The sequence below is a fragment of the Streptomyces stoeckheimensis genome, assembly GCF_045822005.1.
Lineage (GTDB): Bacteria > Actinomycetota > Actinomycetes > Streptomycetales > Streptomycetaceae > Streptomyces > Streptomyces stoeckheimensis.
This window is the reverse complement of the sequence record NZ_CP169550.1, coordinates 2888990-2909467: the sequence shown is the minus strand read 5'-3', so window position 1 is coordinate 2909467 and position 20478 is coordinate 2888990. Positions and strand designations below refer to the sequence as shown.

General features: G+C 72.6%; 16 protein-coding genes. 9 read left to right on the top strand and 7 right to left on the bottom strand.

Annotated features, from left to right (window positions below; genetic code table 11):
• Window positions 1-235 precede the first annotated feature (235 nt).
• The 4 genes from ACE1OC_RS13010 to ACE1OC_RS12995 all read left to right on the top strand — a co-directional run bounded on the left by ACE1OC_RS13010 (window position 236) and on the right by ACE1OC_RS12995 (window position 4848).
• Window positions 236-3007 carry a DUF7594 domain-containing protein gene (locus tag ACE1OC_RS13010; RefSeq protein ID WP_407837148.1) on the top strand — a complete coding sequence of 924 codons (2772 nt, stop codon included), beginning with the start codon at window positions 236-238 and terminating at the stop codon, window positions 3005-3007.
• Window positions 3008-3086: 79 nt separating this feature from the next.
• Entirely contained in the window at window positions 3087-3770 is a 684-nt protein-coding gene (locus ACE1OC_RS13005) for a hypothetical protein (RefSeq protein WP_407837147.1), read from the top strand.
• 283 nt (window positions 3771-4053) lie between these two features.
• A complete protein-coding gene (locus ACE1OC_RS13000) occupies window positions 4054-4266 on the top strand; it encodes a hypothetical protein (RefSeq protein ID WP_250744801.1) in 213 nt (70 codons plus the stop codon).
• 105 nt (window positions 4267-4371) lie between these two features.
• Window positions 4372-4848, top strand: a complete 477-nt coding sequence (locus ACE1OC_RS12995) for a hypothetical protein (protein WP_407837146.1) — start codon at window positions 4372-4374, stop codon at window positions 4846-4848.
• Window positions 4849-4859: 11 nt separating this feature from the next.
• Here the strand turns inward: ACE1OC_RS12995 and ACE1OC_RS12990 are convergent, their stop codons facing one another.
• A complete protein-coding gene (locus tag ACE1OC_RS12990; RefSeq protein ID WP_407841549.1) occupies window positions 4860-5975 on the bottom strand; it encodes a glycosyltransferase in 1116 nt (371 codons plus the stop codon).
• A 20-nt stretch (window positions 5976-5995) separates the two neighbouring features.
• Window positions 5996-6535, bottom strand: a complete 540-nt coding sequence (locus ACE1OC_RS12985) for a WcaF family extracellular polysaccharide biosynthesis acetyltransferase (RefSeq protein WP_382970782.1) — start codon at window positions 6533-6535, stop codon at window positions 5996-5998.
• Between the two features lie 123 nt (window positions 6536-6658).
• Here ACE1OC_RS12985 and ACE1OC_RS12980 point away from each other — a divergent pair, with 123 nt between their 5' ends.
• The gene (locus ACE1OC_RS12980; protein WP_407841548.1) at window positions 6659-8164 is read left to right on the top strand and encodes a hypothetical protein; all 1506 of its coding nucleotides are present in this window, start codon (window positions 6659-6661) and stop codon (window positions 8162-8164) included.
• Between the two features lie 9 nt (window positions 8165-8173).
• Window positions 8174-8389 (top strand): hypothetical protein, encoded by a 216-nt coding sequence (locus ACE1OC_RS12975; protein WP_407837145.1) that lies wholly within the window; start codon window positions 8174-8176, stop codon window positions 8387-8389.
• Between the two features lie 61 nt (window positions 8390-8450).
• Here ACE1OC_RS12975 and ACE1OC_RS12970 read toward each other — a convergent pair whose 3' ends face one another.
• The 3 genes from ACE1OC_RS12970 to ACE1OC_RS12960 are packed head-to-tail and all read right to left on the bottom strand — an operon-like array spanning window position 8451 to window position 12669.
• A complete protein-coding gene (locus tag ACE1OC_RS12970) occupies window positions 8451-9698 on the bottom strand; it encodes a hypothetical protein (RefSeq protein ID WP_407837144.1) in 1248 nt (415 codons plus the stop codon).
• A complete protein-coding gene (locus ACE1OC_RS12965) occupies window positions 9695-11467 on the bottom strand; it encodes a lipopolysaccharide biosynthesis protein (protein ID WP_407837143.1) in 1773 nt (590 codons plus the stop codon). The genes ACE1OC_RS12970 and ACE1OC_RS12965 overlap by 4 nt, the downstream gene beginning before the upstream one ends.
• The gene (locus ACE1OC_RS12960) at window positions 11464-12669 is read right to left on the bottom strand and encodes a glycosyltransferase (RefSeq protein WP_407841547.1); all 1206 of its coding nucleotides are present in this window, start codon (window positions 12667-12669) and stop codon (window positions 11464-11466) included. Before ACE1OC_RS12960 ends, ACE1OC_RS12965 begins: the two co-directional genes overlap by 4 nt.
• 172 nt (window positions 12670-12841) lie before the next feature.
• Between ACE1OC_RS12960 and ACE1OC_RS12955 the strand changes: the two genes are divergently transcribed.
• Complete coding sequence (locus ACE1OC_RS12955; protein ID WP_407841546.1) at window positions 12842-13315, top strand: adenylyltransferase/cytidyltransferase family protein; 474 nt, start codon at window positions 12842-12844, stop codon at window positions 13313-13315.
• 33 nt (window positions 13316-13348) lie between these two features.
• On the opposite strand, the gene ACE1OC_RS12950 is transcribed toward ACE1OC_RS12955, so the two are convergent.
• Window positions 13349-14092 (bottom strand): CDP-alcohol phosphatidyltransferase family protein, encoded by a 744-nt coding sequence (locus tag ACE1OC_RS12950; protein ID WP_407837142.1) that lies wholly within the window; start codon window positions 14090-14092, stop codon window positions 13349-13351.
• Between the two features lie 86 nt (window positions 14093-14178).
• Entirely contained in the window at window positions 14179-16326 is a 2148-nt protein-coding gene (gene glgX / locus ACE1OC_RS12945) for a glycogen debranching protein GlgX (protein WP_407837141.1), read from the bottom strand.
• Between the two features lie 405 nt (window positions 16327-16731).
• Between glgX and ACE1OC_RS12940 the strand changes: the two genes are divergently transcribed.
• Together ACE1OC_RS12940 and ACE1OC_RS12935 are read left to right on the top strand one after the other, a co-directional pair.
• The gene (locus ACE1OC_RS12940) at window positions 16732-17952 is read left to right on the top strand and encodes a L,D-transpeptidase (RefSeq protein WP_407841545.1); all 1221 of its coding nucleotides are present in this window, start codon (window positions 16732-16734) and stop codon (window positions 17950-17952) included.
• A 134-nt stretch (window positions 17953-18086) separates the two neighbouring features.
• Window positions 18087-20297 carry a choice-of-anchor A family protein gene (locus ACE1OC_RS12935; RefSeq protein WP_407837140.1) on the top strand — a complete coding sequence of 737 codons (2211 nt, stop codon included), beginning with the start codon at window positions 18087-18089 and terminating at the stop codon, window positions 20295-20297.
• The last annotated feature ends 181 nt before the right edge of the window (window positions 20298-20478 follow it).

Here is a 20478-nt window from a genome sequence, read left to right as displayed (position 1 = left end):
GATTTGCCCTGTCCCGGTCATGCGCGCAGCCAACGGCGGGCCTGGCCGGGGCAAATCCGCCGTATGTCCGTAGTGCTCCATCCGCGACCGGACCCGTTGATTCCAAGTTGGTATGCAATGGGTCAAGCGTGGTGACCAGGCCCTTCGCTGAGCCCTAGTCTGCGCCAAGTACATATGGCTGTTCCGAAAGATGCCGAACCAGCCATTCAAGCCGGGCAATTGCCCTGGGGGGCTCATGCGTAGATCCAGAGGGCTGACTGCTGCCCTCGCCCTGTCACTGGCCGGCGCCGGCACCGCGATAGGCCTGGTGCTGATACCCGAGGCGTCGGCCATCACGCAGCCGGTGGCCTTCACCGCCGACAACCTGCCGACGTGGCAGCCCAACGGGATCGTCTGGGCGATGGCCGAGGCCAACGGCACCGTCTTCGCCGGCGGCACCTTCTCCGCCGTCCGCCCGCCCACCGGCGGCGCCGGCGCGGAGCAGGAAGCCGTGAACTTCGTCGCGCTCGACGCGGCGACCGGTGCCCCCACCTCCTGCAAGCTCTCCTTCACCATCGGCGACGGCAGCGCGACCGTGCGCGCCCTCACCGTCTCGAAGGACAAGAAGACCCTGTACGCGGGCGGCTACTTCGCCGCCGTCAACGGAACACCGGTCAACAGCGTCGCCGCCATCGACATCGCGACCTGCACCCCCAAGGCCTCGTTCCACCCGAAGTTCCCCGCCACCGTGCGCGCGCTCGTCGCCTCCGACAGCACCCTGTACGCGGCAGGAGACTTCAGCACCGTCGAGGGCTCGGCCCGCCAGCGGTTCGCCGCGGTCGACGCCACCTCCGGTGCGCTCAAGCCCTTCGTCGCCAACGCCGACGAGCCCGGCCGCGCGCTCCAGCTCAGCAACGACGGCAAGAACATCCTGCTGGGCGGTGACTTCTTCACCGTCAACGGATCCCAGAGCCACGCGCTCGCCGTCGTGAACGCCACCACCGGAGCCGTCACCAAGACCTACGGCACCATCCCCTCGATGTCGGTCATCAAGTCCATCACGGCCGACGCCACGGGCTACTACACCGGCGCCGAGGGCACCGGCGGCTTCGACGGCCGCGTCGCCCTCGCCACCGACTTCAACGAGAAGTGGCGCGACCAGTGCCTGGGCGCGACCCAGTTCGTGCTGCCGTACGACGGAGTCCTCTACAGCTCCTCGCACGCGCACAACTGCACCTCCGAGGGCGAGTTCCCGGACGGCAAGCGCCACTTCCTGCTGGCGCAGAACACCGACTGGGCCAGCGGCCAGGCCCCCGCGCCCGTGGGCGGATTCGTGCGCAGCCCGGGCAAGCTCGGCTGGCACCCCACCGCCAACGACGGCCTCGGCGAGGGCATCGGCCCGCGCGTGATGGCCATCGCGGAGACGGGCGCCACCAAGTACATGTGGGTCGGCGGTGAGTTCACCCTCATCAACGGCAAGGCCCAGCAGGCCCTGACCCGCTTCGCCTCCACCGGCGACGTCGGCGCCCCGACCACCCCCGTCGCGAGCGTCTCCAGCGTCAAGCCCGGCGAGGTCCAGGTCCGCTGGCGCGCCAGCTACGACGCGGACGACAACAAGCTGACCTACCGCATCTACCGCAACGGCTCCGCGACCCCGATCGCCACCGTCAGCGCGAACTCCCTGGAGTGGCTGCGCCGGCAGGCCTCCTGGACGGACGCCACGGTCAAGGCCGGCGTGTCCTACAGCTACCGGGTCACCGCCACCGACGCGGCGGGCAACACCAGCGCCCTGTCGGCCACCGTCTCGGTCTCGGTCCCGGCCACCGTCAGCGCGTACCCCAACCAGGTCCGCGAGGACGGCGCCAACCTGTACTGGCGCTACGACGACGTCGTCAGCCCGTACGTGGCCGACTCCTCGGTCTCCGGCAACACCAGCGGCATCCAGCTCAACGCCCCGGCGCTGCGCCAGACCCCCGGTGCGGTCACCGGAGCCAGCACGGCCATGGGCTTCAACGGCACCAGCCAGCAGGTGTACAGCGACCACCGCCAGACCGTCGGCAGCAGCTACACGCTGGAGACCTGGTTCAAGACGAACAGCACGCGCGGCGGCAAGCTGCTCGGCTTCGGCACCAACCAGGACCGCAACAGCAACCTGTACGACAAGCACCTCTACATGACCAACACCGGCCGGATCTTCTTCGGGGTCAACCCGGGCTCGACGAAGACCGTCTCCACCGGCCTGCTGGACACGTACAACGACAACAAGTGGCACCACGTCGTCGCGACCCAGGGTCCCGCCGGCATGGCGCTGTACGTGGACGGTCAGTCCAAGGGCACCCTGAACGTCACCGGCTCCCAGGCGATCGAGGGCTACTGGCACGTCGGCGGCGACAACCTCGCCGGCTGGCCCTCCCGGCCGACCAGCAACTTCTTCGCCGGCCAGATCGACGAGACGGCCGTCTACCCGAAGGTGCTGACCGAGGCCCAGGTCAAGAACCACTACAACCTGGCCAAGGCCGCCACGGACACGGTCTCCAAGGTCACCGCGACCGAGGACACCTACATCAACCAGGGCGCCCCCAGCACCGCCTACGGCGCGTCCGCCTCGCTGGCCGTCCGCGGCACCTCGGCCTACGAGACGTACCTGCGCTTCGACATCCCGGCCGCCCCGGCCGGCCAGGTGCTGAAGTCCGCGTCCCTCCAGGTCAAGACCACGACCGTGGCGAGTGCCGGCACCACCGACACCGTCTCCGTGGTCCCGGTCACCGGTACGTGGAGCGGTGCGGGCACGACCTTCAACAGCAAGCCCACCCTGGGCACCACCCCGCTCGGCTCCTTCGCGGGAGTACCGGACGGTTCGGCGGTCCAGAGCACTCCGCTGGACACCACCGCGCTCTCCGCGGTGCTGGGCAGCAGCTACAGCCTGGGCCTGACGAGCACGGGGACCAACCCGCTGTGGATCTGGTCCTCGGAGTCCACGGCCGTGGACGCCAAGCCGCAGCTGACCCTCACCTTCGGCGCGAAGTAACCGCTTGACGGAGTGCGGGGCCCGGCCGCTTCGACGGCCGGGCCCCGCACGCCCATCTCATACGTACGGGAGCCACCTCATGTACCGACGCTCCGCAGCGGCCGCTGTGCTGCTCGCCGCCGCCCTGACGCTGACGGCCTGCAGTTCGGGCGGCGATGGCAAGGCCGAAGCCTCGGCCGCCTCGCCCAAGCCGCCGGCCGCCTCGTCGGCCCCCGACCCGGCCGACGCCACGGACGCCCCGGCGCCGGCCTCCCCGGACGCGAAGCCGACGGGTGCCGTCCTGCCGGACGCGCAGCTCGTCCCGAAGACGGGCAGCTTCACCGCGCCGCAGAAGCAGTACCTGAGCGGCAGGGTCCCGGAGAAGATGGACCCGGCGGCCGTCCTGCAGAGCGGTCAGGAGGCCTGCCAGCGGGTGGAGCGCACGGCGAAGCGGGACAAGGACGCGGCGGTCGGCGCCCTCGTCGCCGGGGAGATCCCCGGCGCGAAGGACGCGATCACCTTCCTCTGCCCGGAGCAGAAGCCGGTCCTCGACGCGGCGGCGAAGGGCTTCCCGGACGGTACGAAGGAATCCCCGGCGGCGGGTACCTACCGCGCGCTGACCCAGAGCACGACGTGCACCTGGGAGGCCAAGGGCAAGGACGGCGCCGCCCTCGCCTCGGGCCCGGAGACCCCGCTGAAGCCGGGCGACAAGATCACCGCCAAGATCCCGGCAGGCACGGCCCAGTTCGTCTCGAACGGCTGCTACGCCTGGATCCCGGCGTAAGCCCTCCTCCACCCGCCCCGAACGCCCCCGCAGCCCGAACCCCCGGGCCGCGGGGGTGGCCCCTCTTCCCGACGCGCTCCTCGCGCGGCTCGGCCCTGGAGGGCCTCCCCGGCTTCGACGCGCTGCGCCGGACTCCGTCCGGCGGTGGCCCGCGCGGCCCGGGCGTCACGCCCCCGCAGCCCGAACCCCCGGGCCGCGGGGGTGTTTTCGTTCCTCCATCGGGGGCATCCGCGCTTCCAGACGGCGGGGCTGTACCCCGTCCACGAGGTTGGAGGCGAATGCGATGAGGGGCATCAGCGGTTGCATAGGCTTGATCGTGGTGGGGGCCATCCTCACCTTCGCGAGCGACTGGCAGCTGCAGAGCGTCAACCTCGACCTGGTCGGGGTCATCATGATGGTCGCGGGCGCCATCGGCCTCGCGGTCTACGCGAGCGTCCTCAAGCGCCGCCGCGTCGGCGCCCTCCCGGTGGTCGACGAAACCCGCCGCGGCCTCTGACCCGGGCCCGGCGCCGCGGCCGGCGGCAGCTCGGAACAGTCCGCCAACCAGCACCTTCGGCGAAACCGACTCGCCTCGGACGGGCCGCGAAGGCACGATGGGCCGATGATGCCGACCGAAGCCGCAGCGATCGCCCTACAGGACCACGTCGCGCTCTGGAGCGTCGGCGAAGTCGGTGGGAGCGATGTCGTCGGCGCCGCCTGCGACGCGCTGGTGGCCGGACTCGACACCCCCGGCCTCCGCGTCCTCGCGGCCTGTACGCGCGCCGAGGCGGACTACGACGTCCACGACCTGCTCCCCGCGGCACTCCACGAACTCGGCCTCGCCTTCTACCCGCGCGACGGCGCGGCCGGCCGCGAGGCCGCAGTCTCGGCGCTCGCCCGCCGCATGCTCGCCGGCGAGTTCACCCCGTCGGAGTTCACACTCCGAATCCACCGCCGGTACGGCCACGCGCTGCCCCTGACCGAGCGGCTCGCCCAGCTCGACGACGAGTACGAGACCCTCGAGTACGGCGACAGAACCGAGGCCGAAGTCGACGCGGAGGTCATGGCCGAGGCCCGAAAGCTCGCAGCCCGTTCGTAGCGCTCCGCTTCTCAGCGGCTGGTGTCCTCGTAGACCCCCAGCAGCGTGTCCAGGACGGCGTCCATCGAGAAGGCGGACGAGGCCAGTTCGCGGGCGGCCTTCGAGGTCGTGGCGTTTTCCGCCGGGTCCAGGAGGGACAGGACCGCTTCCGCGACGCCCGCCGGGCCCGGGTCGACCGCGCGGCCCGCGCCCGCGCGGGCGATGTCGCGGGCCAGGCCGTTGGAGTGGGTCACCACCGAGGGGACGCCCACCGACAGGGCCTCCAGGACCGACATCGGGAACGGCTCGTCCACCGAGGGGAGTACGTAGACGTGGGCGCGGCGCAGCTCCGTCAGGACCTCCGTGCCGGACAGGGCGCCCGGGACCGTGAACCGGGCGGAGAGGCCCAGCTCCGTGATCCGGGCGCGCACCGCCGCGAGTTCGCCCTCGTCCGGTCCGGCCACCACGAACTCCGCGTCCGGGTGCACCGCCAGGACGGCCGGGGCGGCGTCCACGAAGTCCACCGGGCGTTTGCGGGCCTGCAGGCGGGCCGAGTAGAGGATCCGCGGAGGCCCTGACGGGGCGGGGCGCTCCTCCTGGGCCGGGGTGCCGTTGACCAGGCGGACGGCGTTCGGGAGGGGCGCCCCGGCCACGGCGTCGAGGCCCTCGCGCTCGTGCGGGGTGAGGTACAGCAGTGCGTCGGCGCCGCGCAGCAGACGGCGTACCGCCACCGCGTCCAGCACCTTGGCCAGCAGTTTCGCGCTCGGGTCGACCATGCCGTGGGTCTGCAGGACCAGCGGCTTGCCGGCCCGCAGCGCCGCCAGGGCGACGGGCAGGGTGACCAGGTCCCGCGCCAGGTGGACGTGGACCACGTCGGCGCCCCGCACCAGGCGGCCCGCGGAGGCGAGCAGGGCCGGAGAGGTCATCCCGCTGAAGCCGAGGGGGAGCAGGCGCCGGGCGGGGAAGAGCTTCGCCGGTACCCCCTCCACCGAGGTGGGCCAGGGCTCCGGGAACCCCTCGCCCAACGCCAGCAGGTTCGCCTCGTGACCGCGGGCCCGCAGCCCCTTGGCCAGGTTCAGCGCGACCCGTACCGGCCCGCCGAAGGCGTGCGTGGGGGAGTGCAGGGTGACGGCGTGCAGGACTCTCAGCGCGGACTTCGCCGGGGCGTTCACTTGGGCTCCTCGACCGGGCGGCGGTGCCCGTCCTGGGTCTGCAGGGTCAGCGCGGGAAGGTCCTTGTGGACCACGGACCCGGCGCCGGCGACCGCGCACCGGCCGATGGTCACCCCGGCCAGCACGGTGGCCCGTACGGCCACCCACGCGCCGTCCTCGACGGTGACCGGCGCGTTGCGGTAGCGGAAGTCGGCGGCCCGGTGGTCGTGCGAGCCGGTGCACAGCAGCGCCTCCTGCGAGACGCAGGCGTGCGCGCCGATCGTCACGGGCTCCAGGTTGAGTATCCAGGCGCCCTCGCCGATCCACGCGTGGTCGCCCACGGTCAGCTTCCAGGGCCACAGCACCCGGACCCGGTGGCGGATCAGCACCCCTTCACCGATCCGCGCCCCGAAGGCGCGCAGCAGCGCGACCCGCAGCCGGGCGGGGCACAGCCAGCTCATGAAGAGCGTGTTCATCACGGCGAACCAGAGCGCCTGAGTCAGCCGCCCGCGCCCCTTGTCGTATCCGGCCAGCGTGAAGGCAGGAAGATCACGCACGGGCACCCCCTCGCACTGCGGCCCCCAACGGCGCCTTCGACGGCGCCTCCCCGGGCGCCGACCGCTCAGACTAGACTGCGGCCGGATCAGGCACAGGGGGTGGGGGCAAGCGTGGCGACCGACATGCGCGGGACCGCTGCCAGGGCGGTCAGGCCGGTGCCGCCGCGGCCCGGCGAGGAGAAGAGCTGGGGCCGGGTCACCACGCCGCGGACCCTGCTCTCCCGGGCGCTCTCCGTCCCGCTGGCCCTCGGATTCACCGTCTTCCTGCCCCTCTTCGTCGCCGTGCAGCCCGGAGCCGGTCAGCACGATGCCGCCTTCTGGCTCCAGCTCCTGCTCACCATGTACGCGGGCGCCCGGCTCTCGGCGATGGTCCTGACCAGCCGCCGCAAGCTGCTCCAGGGCTCCTTCTGGCTCTTCGTCTACATGGCCATGGGCGTGGCCCCCCTCGCGCAGGCCGTGCTCGGCCAGGTCCCGACCCCCGTCGTCGGCCCGCGCTCCGACCTCACCGCCGCCATCGGCCTGGTGCTGCTCGGCTGCGCCGTCTTCGACGTGGGCGTCCTGCTGGCCCGGCACCGGCCGGCCGGCCGCGCGGGCGGTTCGCTGAAGGAGCCGCGCCCGGTCATGGCGCACCGCAGGCGCCTCTACGTGCTGACCGCCGTGGCGTTCCTGGGCGGGGCGGCCCTGATCGTGAAGCTCGGCGGTCCGGCGGTGTTCTTCTCCAGCCGCCAGGAGATCATCGCGGGCATCGAGGAGGCGGGCGTCTCCCAGGACGGCCAGGCCGGGCAGGCCCTGCTGCGCGGATTCGGCACGGTCCCCGCGCTGTTGGCCCTGCTGCTGTACACGCGCTGGCTGATCACCTCGAAGTTCGCCCGCCGCAAGATGTCGATCATCGTCACCTGGTCGGCGCTCATGGTCCTCAACCTGATCGTCAACAACCCGATCTCGAACCCGCGCTACTGGTTCCTCACGGTCATGTTCGCGATGCTGTTCACCGTCTTCCCGGTGAGCGCCGCGATGTACCGGGTGGCGCTGTCCATGGCCGTGGTGATCGCCCTGCTGATCTTCCCGTTCGCGGACCGCTTCCGCTACGACGAGAAGAACTACAAGCCGGTCGAGACGACCTCGTTCCTGGAGCCGATGGCGCTCAAGGACTACGACCAGATCGGCATGTTCGCGAACACCATCACCTTCGCCGAATCGGGCCCCGGCCATTCCTACGGGCGCCAGCTCGCGGGATCGGTCTTCTTCGCGGTGCCGCGCTCGGTGTGGTCGGGCAAGCCGCGCGACACCGGCGTGATGGTCGGCCAGTGGATGGGCACGGTCAACACCAACCTCTCCTCGCCGATCTGGGCCGAGCTGTGGATCGACTTCGGGCCGCTGGGCATGGGGGCGGGGCTCCTGGGGATGGGGTACGCCTCCGCCCGCGTCGACCGGCGTTACGCGAAGCGCGCGCGGCGCAGCTCGCCGCCCGGCAGTCTGATCTCCACGGTGGTCCCGCTGGTCGCGGGGTACTCCTTCATCCTGCTGCGCGGGCCACTGCTCCAGGCCTCGGGCCGGATCGCCATCGCGGCGATGTGCCTGGCGCTCGTGGCCACGTACCGGCAGGACAGGGCCACCGCCCTGCGCTGACCTGCGGGTGTGCGACGGGACCGGATGTGGCGGCGCCACGAGTTCGCGCTCGCCGCCGCCATCGCGGAGGAGACCGGCGCTCCCGAAGGAGACCTCAGGTCCGCCGCGCTGGCCCGCTTCGTGATGGACACCGCGAGCCTGATCCGCGGTCAGGAGGACCAGCGCCAGGCCATGCGGGAGCTGTTCGCCCTGATCGAAGCGGGCTTCGGCGACACCTCGGCCTGACGAAGACACCCCGCCCCGACGGCGACGCCTCGGCCTGCCCCCCCCCGGGGGGAGTCCGGCCTCAGGCCGCCCGGACCTGGTCCGAGGGGCCCGCGGAGGCCGGTTCCGGGTCCGGTGCGGGGGCGGGCAGCCGGGCCACGCGCAGCCAGCCCGCCGCGGCCTTCGAGGCGGAGCCTAGGGCGAGGCCCCAGGCGGCCCCGGCCACGCCCCAGACGGCGTACCCGCCCAGCAGCAGCCCGACCGAGAGCAGCGAGAAGACCACCTGGAGCGAGAGGGTGGCCTTCGGGTTCAGCACCCGCAGGGTCAGCAGCGCACAGGTGCCGAGCCCCATGACGGCGTACTGGGCGCCGGTCGCGGGCAGCAGCGCGGCCGCCGCCTGCCAGGTGTCGCCGAGCAGTTCGCGGCCGGCCCGCTCCGGCAGCGCGTACAGCACGGCCCCCCACGCGGCGCCGGTCACCGCGAGCGCGCCGCCCATCAGTGCGGTCAGCCGGACCACGCCCCGCTTCCCCGACGCCCGGCCGACGATCGGCGGGCCGAAGGAGTTCGCGGAGTTGAACAGCACGTTGAGCGGCCCGAAGAGGGTGGTCGCGCCGCGCAGCGCGCCCACGGCCAGCGGGGTCGCGAAGACGCCGAGTCCCAGGACGGCGAGCTGGCTGGAGCCGTTGCCCACGGCGAACTCGACCACGAACCGCTGCCCGAGGTGCCCGCGCCGCAGGTACGGCCGCAGGTCGGCGGCGGCGCCGCGCACCGAGGGCCGCAGCAGCCACAGGCCCAGCACGAGCGCGGGCAGCGCCGAGGCCCCCCACACCAGGACCAGGCGCCCGGCCGACGCGCCCTCGGGCTGGAGCAGCAGTGCGGGCACCACGCAGGCGAGGCGCAGTGCGTCGGCGGCCAGCGCCCGCTGGGGCGCCCGCAGCGCGGAGAAGCAGTAGCGCAGCCCGTCCTGGAGCAGTACCAGGGGCAGGACGAGTCCCAGCGCGAGGAACGCCCGGCCGGTGGCCCCGGGCAGCAGCAGGCCCACGAGGGCCACCACGGCGCCGACCACCGTCGAGGCGGCCCCGGTGAAGGAGAGCCCCGAGCGGCAGGCCGCGGCGAGGCGGGCGGGTTCCTTCTCCAGCACCAGGGTCTGGCCGACGTAGGCCATGTTCAGGCCGAGCAGCACGGTGAAGGCCACGTAGACCATCGTGAAGTCGGCGAAGCCGGCCGCCGAGGAGAGCCGGGCGGCCAGCACCAGGACCAGGATGTTCGTGGCGCTGGACGCGGCCTGGTCCAGTACCGAGGCGACCGCCGCGAGGCCGCGCCGGCTCACCGCCGGCCCGTGCGGACCGTACGCAGGGCGACCGTGTCGGTGCCGTCGCCCGGGATGTGCTGAGCGGCGTCGGCGGCAGCGACCTCGTACGGGATCGGCTGCGGCTCCCGCGCACCGGGCGGGGGCGCGGGCGCGGGCTGCGCGGGCCGGGGCTCCTCGGCGGCGGGGTCGCCGCCCTTGGGGGCCCGGCCGAGGCCGCGCTTCTTCTCGCCCGGCAGCGGTGCGTGCAGGACGGTGCCCAGCACCGTGCCGCCGGCCCCGCTGATCAGTTCGCGGATGCGGGAGAGGTCGGTGCGGCGCACCGCGCCGGGGTTGCAGACCACCAGGACCCCGTCGACGCGGTCGACGAGCGCGAGGGCGTCGGCGTACGAGAGCACGGGCGGGGCGAGCACCACGACGGTGGAGTTGGGGGAGTCGGCCTCGGAGATCAGCCGGGAGGCCCGCTGCGAGGTCAGCGCGCGGGGCACGTTGCGCACCCGCTCGCCCGGGATCAGGTCGAAACTGCCCGATTCCCCGGCGTCCACGAGGAGCTGGCGGCCGTCGGGCCACTCGGTGTCCCCGTGCTGCGCGCCGGGGGCGCCCTGCGACTGGCTCCAGCGCGGCCGGCCGGCGGCGTCGGTGGGCAGCTGGCTGGCCAGTACCGGGGTGCGCAGGTCGGCCTCGATGAGGAGCACGTCCTTGCCGGTCTCCGCGAAGGAGGCGGCCAGGTTCACCGCCACGGCGGCGGCGATCTCGCTGCTGCCGCGCGGGGCGACCACGAGGAGGCGGCGCCGGTCCGCGAAGCGGGAGTCGTAGGCGAGCCGGAAGGCCACCGAGCGGAACTCCTCGGCCAGCCGGGGGTCTTCCTCGCCCGCGGCGAGCAGCGGCCCGCCGTCGGCCTTGCTCCGCGGCAGGGATCCCAGGACGGGCGCCCGCAGGGCCCGGGCGACGTCGCCCTCGGAGCGCGGAGCCGGGTCGAAGACGAGGCGCACCCAGGCGCCGAGCAGGCCGAGGGCGAGGCCCACGGCCGCGCCGAGCGCGAGCGACATGGGCAGTCCGGGGCCGTCGGCCCCGTGCGGCGGGACGGCGGTGCTGGTGACCCGGCCCGGGGTCATGTCCAGGGCCTGGAGCTTGGCGATGTTGCCGTTGAGGGTGTTGATCTTGCCCTGCTGGTCGGTCTTGGCGGAGTACGCGGCGTCCCGCGCCGGACCGGCCGGCATGCCGGTGATCTGCTTGGACAGCTCCTCGAGCTGCTTGACCACCGGATCGCGCTGCTCCTGGTAGCCCTTGACCATCTTGTCGCGGGTGACGTCGAGGGCTTCCTGCCGCTTGAGCAGGTAGGCCTCGGTCATCGCGTTGGCGCGCTTGGCGGCCTCGGCGGGGGAGGAGGCGGTGTAGGTGAAGCGCAGCACCATCGTCTGCGGGGGGTTGGTCACCTGCAGACCGGCGCGCAGGGCCGAGAAGTCGGCGGACGAGACCCCGAGCTTCTTCGCGGCCTCGTTGGCTATGGAGCTGGAGAGCGCGACCTGCCGCTCCGAGCCGATGTTGATCGCCTTGTCGGGGGCGAGGCTCGGGTTGAAGGGGTCGTCGGTGGGGGCGCGCAGCACGATGTCGGCGGTGGCCACGTAGGTGTCCGCCGTGGAGACGCCGAGGTAGACCCCGCCGAGCAGGCCGATGCCCACGCCCGCGCCGATGAGCCGGCGGTAGCGCAGGAGCTGGCGGAACTGGTCCCGGAGCAGGTCCGGTTCGTCCTCGGCCGGAGCCGCTGCCGGGCGGTTGGTCTCGATCACGGCCGGGGACCCCCAAGTGCTTCGTCCATCAGTGCGTCGATGCGGGCGAGGCCCGCCTCACGGCTCAGGTGCGCCGCCACGTGGCGCGGCCCGGCCGCCCCCAGCGCGTCCGCTCCCGCGGGGTCCTCGGCCAGCGCCCGCACGGCCTTCAGCAGGGCCTCCGGGTTTTCCGGCGGTACGAGCACCCCGGCGCCCGAGCGCTCCACTTCCTGGGCGGTCCCGCCCAGGGCCGCGACGGAGGCGACGACGGGACGGCCGGCCTGGAAGTACGAGGTCAGCTTGGACGGCACGCTCATGTCCATCACGGCGGCGTGCTGCGTGACCGCGAGCACGTCCGCCGCGGCGAGGATATCCGGGAACTCGCCGTCCGCGGCAGGGGGGATGATGTCGAGATTGGGAACATCGGCCGCCAGGTCGGCGAGGGCGGAGCGCTGGCTTCCGTCGCCCATCAGCACGAATCGGACGCTCGGGTCCAGCCGGGCGGCGCCGACGAGGACCTCCAGCCCCTGCTTGAGCCCCATGTTCCCGGAGTGCAGGACGACGGTCTGGTCGGGAGCCCACCCGAGGTGGTGGCGGGTCCGGCCGCGCGGCTTGGTGGGCAGCGCCACGTGGGACCAGTTGGGGACGAGCCGGATCCGCTTGGGGTCGACGCCCATGCCGACGACCCGGTCCACGAATGTCTCGTGGATCACACCGACGAGGGTGGCCCGCTTCAGGGCGTGGGCCTCGGCCCGCCCGGCGAACGCGGCCGCCTTGTCCCCGCCGCTGATCCCGCTCTGCGCGGCGGCGGCGCCCATCAGGTCCTGGACGACCGGGACGAAGGGCACCTTCCAGCGTGCCGCGAGACGGGTGGCCAGCAGGCCGCCGGCCAGGCTCGGCATCTGGGCGAGGACCGCGTCCGGCTTGGCCATCCGGGGCGGGGCCACGGAGCCGTGCAGCAGAATCGATCCTTCAAAAAGGGCCCGGCGGAGGGCGGTTTGGCGCGGGGGAACGGTGTGCGCGCGCCGGTGCACGGTGACGCCCGCGCGCTGTTCCGTGCGCCGCAGCGCCCCCTTGTACTCCGGCTCGACGGACCAGGCCGGGTAGTGCGGCATGCCCGCCAGGACGTGGGTCTCGTGACCGAGATCCGCCCAATGCTCCGCGATCTGCGTGGCGTACGGGCCGATGCCCGTGTGCTCGGGGGCGTAATTCGTGGAAACCAGCAGCAGGCGCCGCTGACCGGATTTCGACACTGGACGTCCCCCTCTCACCAGGATGATGCGCACGTCACCCTATTCGTTCACCGGCAACAGGGGGAACGTGCACGCTATTGTCTGCTAATCCGCCACACCGGGGTGTGCGGCTTCTGGGGGATGACACGTGACGGAGCAGGACATGTCGGGATTTACCGAGCCTGGGAGTAGACCCCACCGGATCGGTTATGCACCAGGTGCCTATGATCTGTTCCATATCGGACACCTCAACATCCTTCGTCACGCCCGGAGTCAGTGCGACTACCTGGTGGCCGGTGTCGTATCCGACGAGATGGTGGAACTCGCCAAGGGCCGGCGCCCGGTGATCCCGCTCGTCGAGCGGCTGGAGATCGTCCGCAGCGTGCAGTACGTGGACGCCGCTTTCGTCGAGACCGTCCCGGACAAGGTCGAAACGTGGAAGCAGGTCCGGTTCGACGTCATATTCAAGGGCGACGACTGGCGCGGCACCCCCAAGGGCGACCAACTGGAAAGGGACTTCGCCGTGCACGGGGTCGAGGTCGTCTACTTCCCGTACACGGTCCACACCTCCAGCACCCAGCTGCGCCGGGCCCTTGACGTGCTGTCGGAACCGCTCGCCACGGAACAGCGGGGCTGAGCGGCGCGGCAGAGCGGCCGGCGGGGCAACCCGTCACTTCGGTACGGCGCTGAGCTCCCGGTACCACTTCGCGAGGAACGCCAGCAGGAACAGCGCGGCCATCGCACCCGCCCCGGCGTAGGCCCAGCGGAACGCGCCGCTGCCGCCCAGGAGCAGGAACACCAGGCAGAACACCCCGTAGTCCACGGGCAGCAGCGCCACCGCGCGCAGGGTCGACGGCGCGGCGGCCGCGCTCCCCGGCGCCGGCTTCGGCTTGAGCTTCTCCGTCAGCAGCCCCCCGAAGAAGGTCACGACCGCGGCGAGCTGGAAGCCCAGGGGCACCAGCAGCCACCCGGCCGAGGCGGCTCCGTCCGCCCCGCCGCCGATCCCGTAGGCCTCGGGGAAGCGGTAGAAGGCGATCAGCACGCAGGTGTGCAGCGCGGTGAGCTTCGCGCAGTCCACGACGTGGTCCAGCCACTCGCCCGCCGCACTGCCGCCCCCGCGGAGCCGGGCGAGCTGCCCGTCGGCGGAGTCGAAGGCGAAGCCGACGGCGAGCAGCGCCCACACCGCGAGCCCCAGCCCCCACGAGGGTGAGACCAGGGCGACGGTGGCCGCGCCCGCGAAACTCAGGGCGGCGCTGATCAGCGTCACCTGGTTCGGGGTGAGCCCGAGCGCGTACGACCCGGCGGCCAAGTACCGTCCGACGGGCCGGTTGACGAACCGGGAGTAGAGCGACACGCCCTTCGCCGACTTCTGCGCCCCGCGCAGCTCCCGCAACGCGGTCCCGACACTCGCCATCGACACAACCCCTCGAACATCCGTATATGCGTGCGTGCGTACGAAGGGCACATCATTGCAGGGTGCTCCGAGCGCTCCCGACCGGCTCAGCCCACCACCTTCAGCAGCAGCACCGCACGGGCCGGGACGGTCAGGCCCTCGCCCCCGCGGTGCACGGTGGCGGGCGCCGCCGCCTGGTCCTCCCGGGAGGTGTCCAGGACCAGTTCGTACGCGCGGCCCCACGGCGCCCCCGGCAGCACCCACGCCACCGGCCGGTCCCCGGCGTGCAGCAGCGCCAGGAAGCTGTCGTCCGTGACCTGCCGCCCGCGCTCGTCGCGGCCCGGGATGTCCTGCCCCGACAGGTACAGGCCCACCGACCCGGCCGGGGCGTACCAGTCCCGCTCGGTCATCTCCGCCCCCGCCGGGGTGAACCAGGCCAGGTCCCGCAGCCCGTCCGCCCCTTGCGAGCGCCCCGAGAAGAACGCGCGGCGCCGCAGCACCGGATGGGCCCGGCGCAACGCCAGCAGCCGCCGGGCCAGCGCCAGCAGCGCCTGCCAGGACGGGTCCTCCAGCAGCGACCAGTCCACCCAGCTCGTCTCGTTGTCCTGGCAGTACGCGTTGTTGTTGCCGCCCTGCGTCCGGCCGAACTCGTCGCCCGCCACCAGCATCGGCACCCCGGTCGACAGCAGCAGCGTGGTCAGGAGGTTCCGCAGCTGCCGCCGGCGCAGCGCCGCGACCCGCGGATCCGTGCCCTCCGCGGGCTCGCCCTCCACCCCGCAGTTCCAGGACCGGTTGTCATTGGTCCCGTCCCGTCCCGCCTCGCCGTTCTCCTCGTTGTGCTTGGACTCGTACGACACCAGGTCGCGCAGGGTGAAACCGTCGTGCGCGGTGATGAAGTTGACCGAGGCGTACGGCCGCCGCCCGCCCCACGCGTACAGGTCGCTCGATCCCGACAGCCGGTACCCGAGGTCCCGTACGTCGGGCAGGGCGCCGCGCCAGAAGTCCCGCACGGCGTCCCGGTAGCGGTCGTTCCACTCCGTCCACAGCGGCGGGAACGCCCCCACCTGGTACCCGCCCGAGCCCACGTCCCACGGCTCGGCGATCAGCTTCACCCGCCGCAGCACCGGATCCTGGGCGATCACCGCGAGGAACGGCGAGAGCATGTCCACGTCGTGCATCGAGCGGGCCAGCGCCGCCGCCAGGTCGAAGCGGAAGCCGTCCACCCCCATCTCCGTCACCCAGTACCGCAGCGAGTCGGTGATCAGGCGCAGCACGTGCGGCCGCCCGGCGTGCAGGGTGTTGCCGCAGCCGGTGTAGTCCGCGTACCGGCGCTGGTCCGACTGGAGCCGGTAGTACGCCCGGTTGTCGATCCCGCGCAGCGACAGCGTCGGGCCCAGCTCGCCGGCCTCCGCCGTGTGGTTGTAGACCACGTCGAGGATGACCTCGATCCCGGCGGCGTGCAGCGCCTTGACCATCCGCTTGAACTCGCCGACCTGCTGGCCGGCCGTACCGCTGGAGGAGTACGCGGCGTGCGGGGCGAAGTATCCGATCGAGTTGTAGCCCCAGTAGTTGCGCAGGCCCCGGCGCAGCAGGTGGTCCTCGTGGGCGAACTGGTGGACCGGCAGCAGCTCCACCGCCGTCACCCCGAGGCCGGTCAGGTGCTCGATCGCCGCCGGGTGGGCGAGGCCCGCGTACGTGCCGCGCAGGTGCTCGGGGATGCCGGGATGGCGCATCGTGAAGCCGCGCACGTGCAGTTCGTAGATGACCGAATCGGCCCACGGGGTCTTCGGCCGGACGTCGTCCGCCCAGTCGTCGTCATCGTGGACCACGACCCCCTTCGGGACGTGCGGTGCCGAGTCGCGGTCGTCGCGCACGGTGTCCGCGATGTACTGCTGCGGCCAGTCGCGGACGTGCCCGTACACCTCCGGCGGCAGCAGGAAGTCCCCGTCCACGGCCCGTGCGTACGGGTCCAGGAGCAGCTTCGCCGGATTGTGGCGGGCCCCCGTCCACGGGTCCCAGCGCCCGTGCACCCGGAATCCGTACCGCTGCCCGGGGCGCACCCCCGGCAGGAAGCCGTGCCAGATCTCGTGGGTCAGCTCCGTCAGCGTGCAGCGGCTCTCGGAGCCGTCCTCCGCGAAGAGGCAGACCTCCACCGCCTCCGCGCCCTGGGCCCACAGCGCGAAGTTGGTCCCCGCCGTGCCGTCCGGCCCCTGGTGGAACCGGGCGCCCAGCGGATGCGAGGAGCCGGGCCACACGGGCGGTCCGGGGCGGGTCCGCTCCCGTACGGTCGCCGTATGGACTCTGACCTGGCCGTTTAACGTCCCGCTCCCGTTGCCGCTCCCGTTCCCGTTCCCGGCTCCGCTTCCGTTTCCGGTCCCCTGTCCGTTCCCGGTCCCGGTCCCGTCGGGGTGGCCCGTCCCGTTCGGATGCCCGGTCCCCGCGACGGCTTCCACCGACTCTTGCTCGGCTGCGCTCGACACTGCCCGCCTCCACGGCTCTCGGTACCTGCGGGGGTGGGGGAACTGCGGCCCCGGCGTCCCTGCCGCGGCCCGCCCCCGTCTGGTCCTTCCCACTGTTCTGCCCGGACTGTCCTGCCTGGAACGTGGGCCGCGCCCACGTTTCCCCCGGAGGGGCCCCGTCGTTGGAGGAACGTGACTCTTCTGACGAGGCGGGCAGGGGCGGGCTTGGCCGCCGTGGCGGTATGGGCGGGCCTCCTCGGAGGCCTGGCCGGATGCACCGAGAACGGCGGCTCCCCGATCGAGATCCAGCTGCCCGGCAAACCCCGGTCACCGGACGAGGCGATCAGGATCACCCCCGACGACAACGCCAAGGGGGTGCCGGCCGAGGGCCCGCTGCGGGTCACCGTGCCCGAGGGCCGCCTGGAGCGGGTCGTGGTCACCAAGGTGGAGGACGCCCAGGAGGAGAAGGTGCCCGGCGCCATCGCCGTCGACGGGCTCAGCTGGAGCCCCGACCCGGCGGCGGGCCGCCTCGCGCTCGCGGCCAAGTACACCGTCGACGCGGTCGCGCTCGACGGGCACAACCGTCGCCAGGCCCGGCACACCACCTTCACCACCTACGTTCCCGAGGAGCGGTTCATCGGCTACTTCAAGCCCGAGAACCGCTCGACCGTCGGCACCGGCATGATCATCTCCTTCGGGTTCAGCCGGTCCATCGAACGCCGCGCCGACGTGGAGCGGGCCATCACGATCACCTCCGACCCGGCCGTGGAGGTGGTGGGCCACTGGTTCGGCGACGAGCGCCTCGACTTCCGGCCCAAGACCTACTGGAAGCCCGGCACCGAGGTCACGGTGAAGATCGGCCTGCGGGACGTGGAGGGCGCCCCCGGCTCGTACGGGATCCAGGACAAGACCCTGCGCTTCACCGTCGGCCGCTCCCAGATCTCCACCGTCGACGCGGCCGCGCACACCATGGAGGTCCGGCGCGACGGCGAGCTGCTGTCCACCGTGCCGATCACCGCGGGGGCGCCGAAGAACATGACCTACAACGGGAAGATGGTGGTGATGGAGCTCTTCGACGTCACCCGGATGAACGGGCAGACCGTCGGCTTCGGAGGCGAGTACGACATCCCCGACGTCCCGCACGCCATCCGCCTCACCCGCTCCGGGACCTTCCTGCACGGCAACTACTGGGCGAGCCCCGACACCTTCGGCTCCGCCAACGTCAGCCACGGCTGCATCGGTCTGCGCGACGACAAGGGCGGCGGCTCGGACACCCCGGCCGGCTGGTTCTTCGACCGGACCCTGGTCGGCGACGTGGTGGAGGTCGTCAACTCGCAGGACAAGACGGTCGCCCCGGACAACGGGCTGGGCGGCTGGAACATGTCCTGGCCCACCTGGGTCGCGGGCTCCGCGCTGGGCTGACGCTCACCCCAGTCGAGTGATTGTCCTACCGGAATGCCGTAGCGGGGGAGTGTCGGTCCGCCCGGCTCGCCGAAGCCCGCCGCCAGCCTGTACGGGCCTGCACGCACGCGGCGGCGGGCAACGGACGGAGCGTCATGTCAGCAAGGAAGTGGACCCTCGGGCCCCTGGGGCTCGCCCTAGGTGCCGTACTGGCCGCAGGTGCCCCCGCGGCCCTGGCGGCTCCGGCCGCGCCGGGCCCCGGCGGACAGCAGCCGGCGCCGGCCCGGCACGCCGCCGTGGCCCTGCGGGCCCCGCTGCCGGGCGGGCTCGGCCCCTGCCTGGGGGCCGGATGCCCCGATCCGTTCCCGCCGATCGAGGTCGGCACCGACCCCAACGGCTATGACGAGGGCATCAACATCTTCGTCGGCGCCGACTTCCTCGTCCGCGAGCGCGCCGCCGAGGCAGAGGGCAAGGTCGTCGTCCTCGGCAGCTTCGACCAGAACAAGAACCTGGCGACGGGTGTCGGCGGCGGGTACAACATCGGCATCGTCGGAGCGGGTTCGCTGGTGCGGCCCCCGGCCGGATCCGACTTCCTCACCACCGGCCGCAACGTCACCGTCGCCGCCCAGCAGCGGCTGATCTCGGACGGCGGCGTCGTCCGCCACGCGGGCACCGCCCCCGGCCCCGGCACCGTCACCGGCCCGCTGGTGGCCGACCCGGCCGCGATCACCCCGTACGCCGGCCTGCGCGACCAGCTCACCGCGGCCAGCCGGTGCTACGCCCGGGTCGACGGCAGCCCGCGCCCGGCCACCGGCACCGCCGTCAACCAGGACGGCACCACCGTCTTCACCGGGGACAACACCTCCGCGCTCCAGATCTTCACCGTGGACTTCGACCTGGCGGGCCCGACCGGCGGCCCTGTCGGCATCCGCTTCGACCGGATCCCGGCCGGCGCCACCGTCCTGGTCAACGTCACGGGACCGGCCCGCACCCTCAACACCTACAGCGGCACCATCAACGACACCGGGGCGGGCGCCGACCCCTGGAACGGCCTGCGCACGCGGCTGCTGTGGAACTTCCCCGACGCCACCGCCGTCCAGCTGGTCGGCACCGGGCAGTTCCAGGGCAGCGTGCTCGTCGGTGAGCAGACCTCGCGCACCACCGTCACCCTGCCCGGCACCAACGGCCGCTTCTTCACCACCGGCGAGCTCGTCCACACCAGCACCGGGGGCGGCGGCCAGGAGTTCCACGCGTACCCCTTCAACGGCGACCTGCCGGACTGCGGGAACACCGGCCCGGTCACGGGCGCCGTCTCCGTCACCAAGCGGGACGACACGGACAACCCGCTGGCCGGAGCCACGTACGAGCTGTGGCGGGAGACCAACGGCACCCCCGGAGCCCAGTTCACGAGCCCCGGCGGGGACACCAAGGTCGACGACTGCGTGACCCCGGCGAGCGGCATCTGCTCCCGCACCGTCCCGCTCGGCACGTACTACTGGCGCGAGACGCAGGCTCCGGACGGCTATCAGCTCGCGGAGAACCCCGTCGCCGAACTGACGCTGACGGAGCAGAACGCCGCCGCCGGCGCGAGCGCGAGCATGAGCAACGCGAAGCTTCCCGGCAGTGCCGAAGTGGTGCTGCGCAAGTCCGACGCGGACGGCGGGGCGCTGCTGTCCGGGGCCCGCTTCGAGCTGTGGCGCGAGGCCAACGCCGCGACGGGCCTGCAGACCACCGGAGCGACCCCCGACGAACAGCTCGCCGGGTCCTGCACCACCGACGCGCAGGGAAGCTGCACGGTCCAGCTCCCGGTCGGTGAGCGGTACTACTGGCGGGAGACGCAGGCACCGGCCGGCTACGACCTGCCGGCGGACCCGGTCACGCCGTTCGACCTCGACGAGGGCCACGTGACGACGGGCCTCGTCGTCGGCGTCACGGACGAGCGGACCGAGGATCCCGACTACGAAGGGTCGATCGAGGTCCTGAAGAAGGACGCGAAGACGAAGCGCCCGCTGCGCGGGGCGGTCTTCGAGGTGTGGAAGGAGACCAACAGCACCGTCGGCCTCCAGACGCGCGGCATCAACCCCGACATCAAGGTGACGGCGGGCTGCGCGACCGACGGGGCCGGGGCGTGCTCGTTCCCGGGCCTGGAGGAGGGCTGGTACTACGTGGTCGAAACGGCCGTGCCGGAGGGCTACGTCCTCCCGCGCAACCGGGTCACCGGCCCGCTCCACCTGGACGAGAACACCCCGGACCACCGCCTGGTGGTGACCCTGGAGAACAAGCGGGACCACCACGGCAAGGGCGGCAAGGACAAGGGCAAGGACAAGGGCGGCAAGGGCAAGGACCCGAAGCGGCCGCGCGCCTAGGGCGTCTCTTTCGGATCCTGCCGGGCCCGCGACGCCTGGCACCGCGCCTGGCCGCACTGCCAGGGCAACCGAGTACGTCCAGTACGCGCGTGCCCCGACAGCACGGCCAGGCACGGCACCAGACGCCGCGGGCTCGGCCGACAAGATCCGAAAGAGACGCCCTAGGCCGCCCGGGTGGGCC

Bases quoted from the DNA above. Each gene is read 5' to 3' on its own strand.
- ACE1OC_RS12950 (WP_407837142.1), bottom strand. From the start codon at position 14,092: ATGGCGAGTGTCGGGACCGCGTTGCGGGAGCTGCGCGGGGCGCAGAAG.
- ACE1OC_RS12980 (WP_407841548.1), top strand. From the start codon at position 6,659: ATGCGCGGGACCGCTGCCAGGGCGGTCAGGCCGGTGCCGCCGCGGCCC.
- ACE1OC_RS12935 (WP_407837140.1), top strand. From the start codon at position 18,087: ATGTCAGCAAGGAAGTGGACCCTCGGGCCCCTGGGGCTCGCCCTAGGT.
- ACE1OC_RS12995 (WP_407837146.1), top strand. From the start codon at position 4,372: ATGATGCCGACCGAAGCCGCAGCGATCGCCCTACAGGACCACGTCGCG.
- ACE1OC_RS12955 (WP_407841546.1), top strand. From the start codon at position 12,842: ATGTCGGGATTTACCGAGCCTGGGAGTAGACCCCACCGGATCGGTTAT.
- ACE1OC_RS13010 (WP_407837148.1), top strand. From the start codon at position 236: ATGCGTAGATCCAGAGGGCTGACTGCTGCCCTCGCCCTGTCACTGGCC.
- ACE1OC_RS13000 (WP_250744801.1), top strand. From the start codon at position 4,054: ATGAGGGGCATCAGCGGTTGCATAGGCTTGATCGTGGTGGGGGCCATC.
- ACE1OC_RS13005 (WP_407837147.1), top strand. From the start codon at position 3,087: ATGTACCGACGCTCCGCAGCGGCCGCTGTGCTGCTCGCCGCCGCCCTG.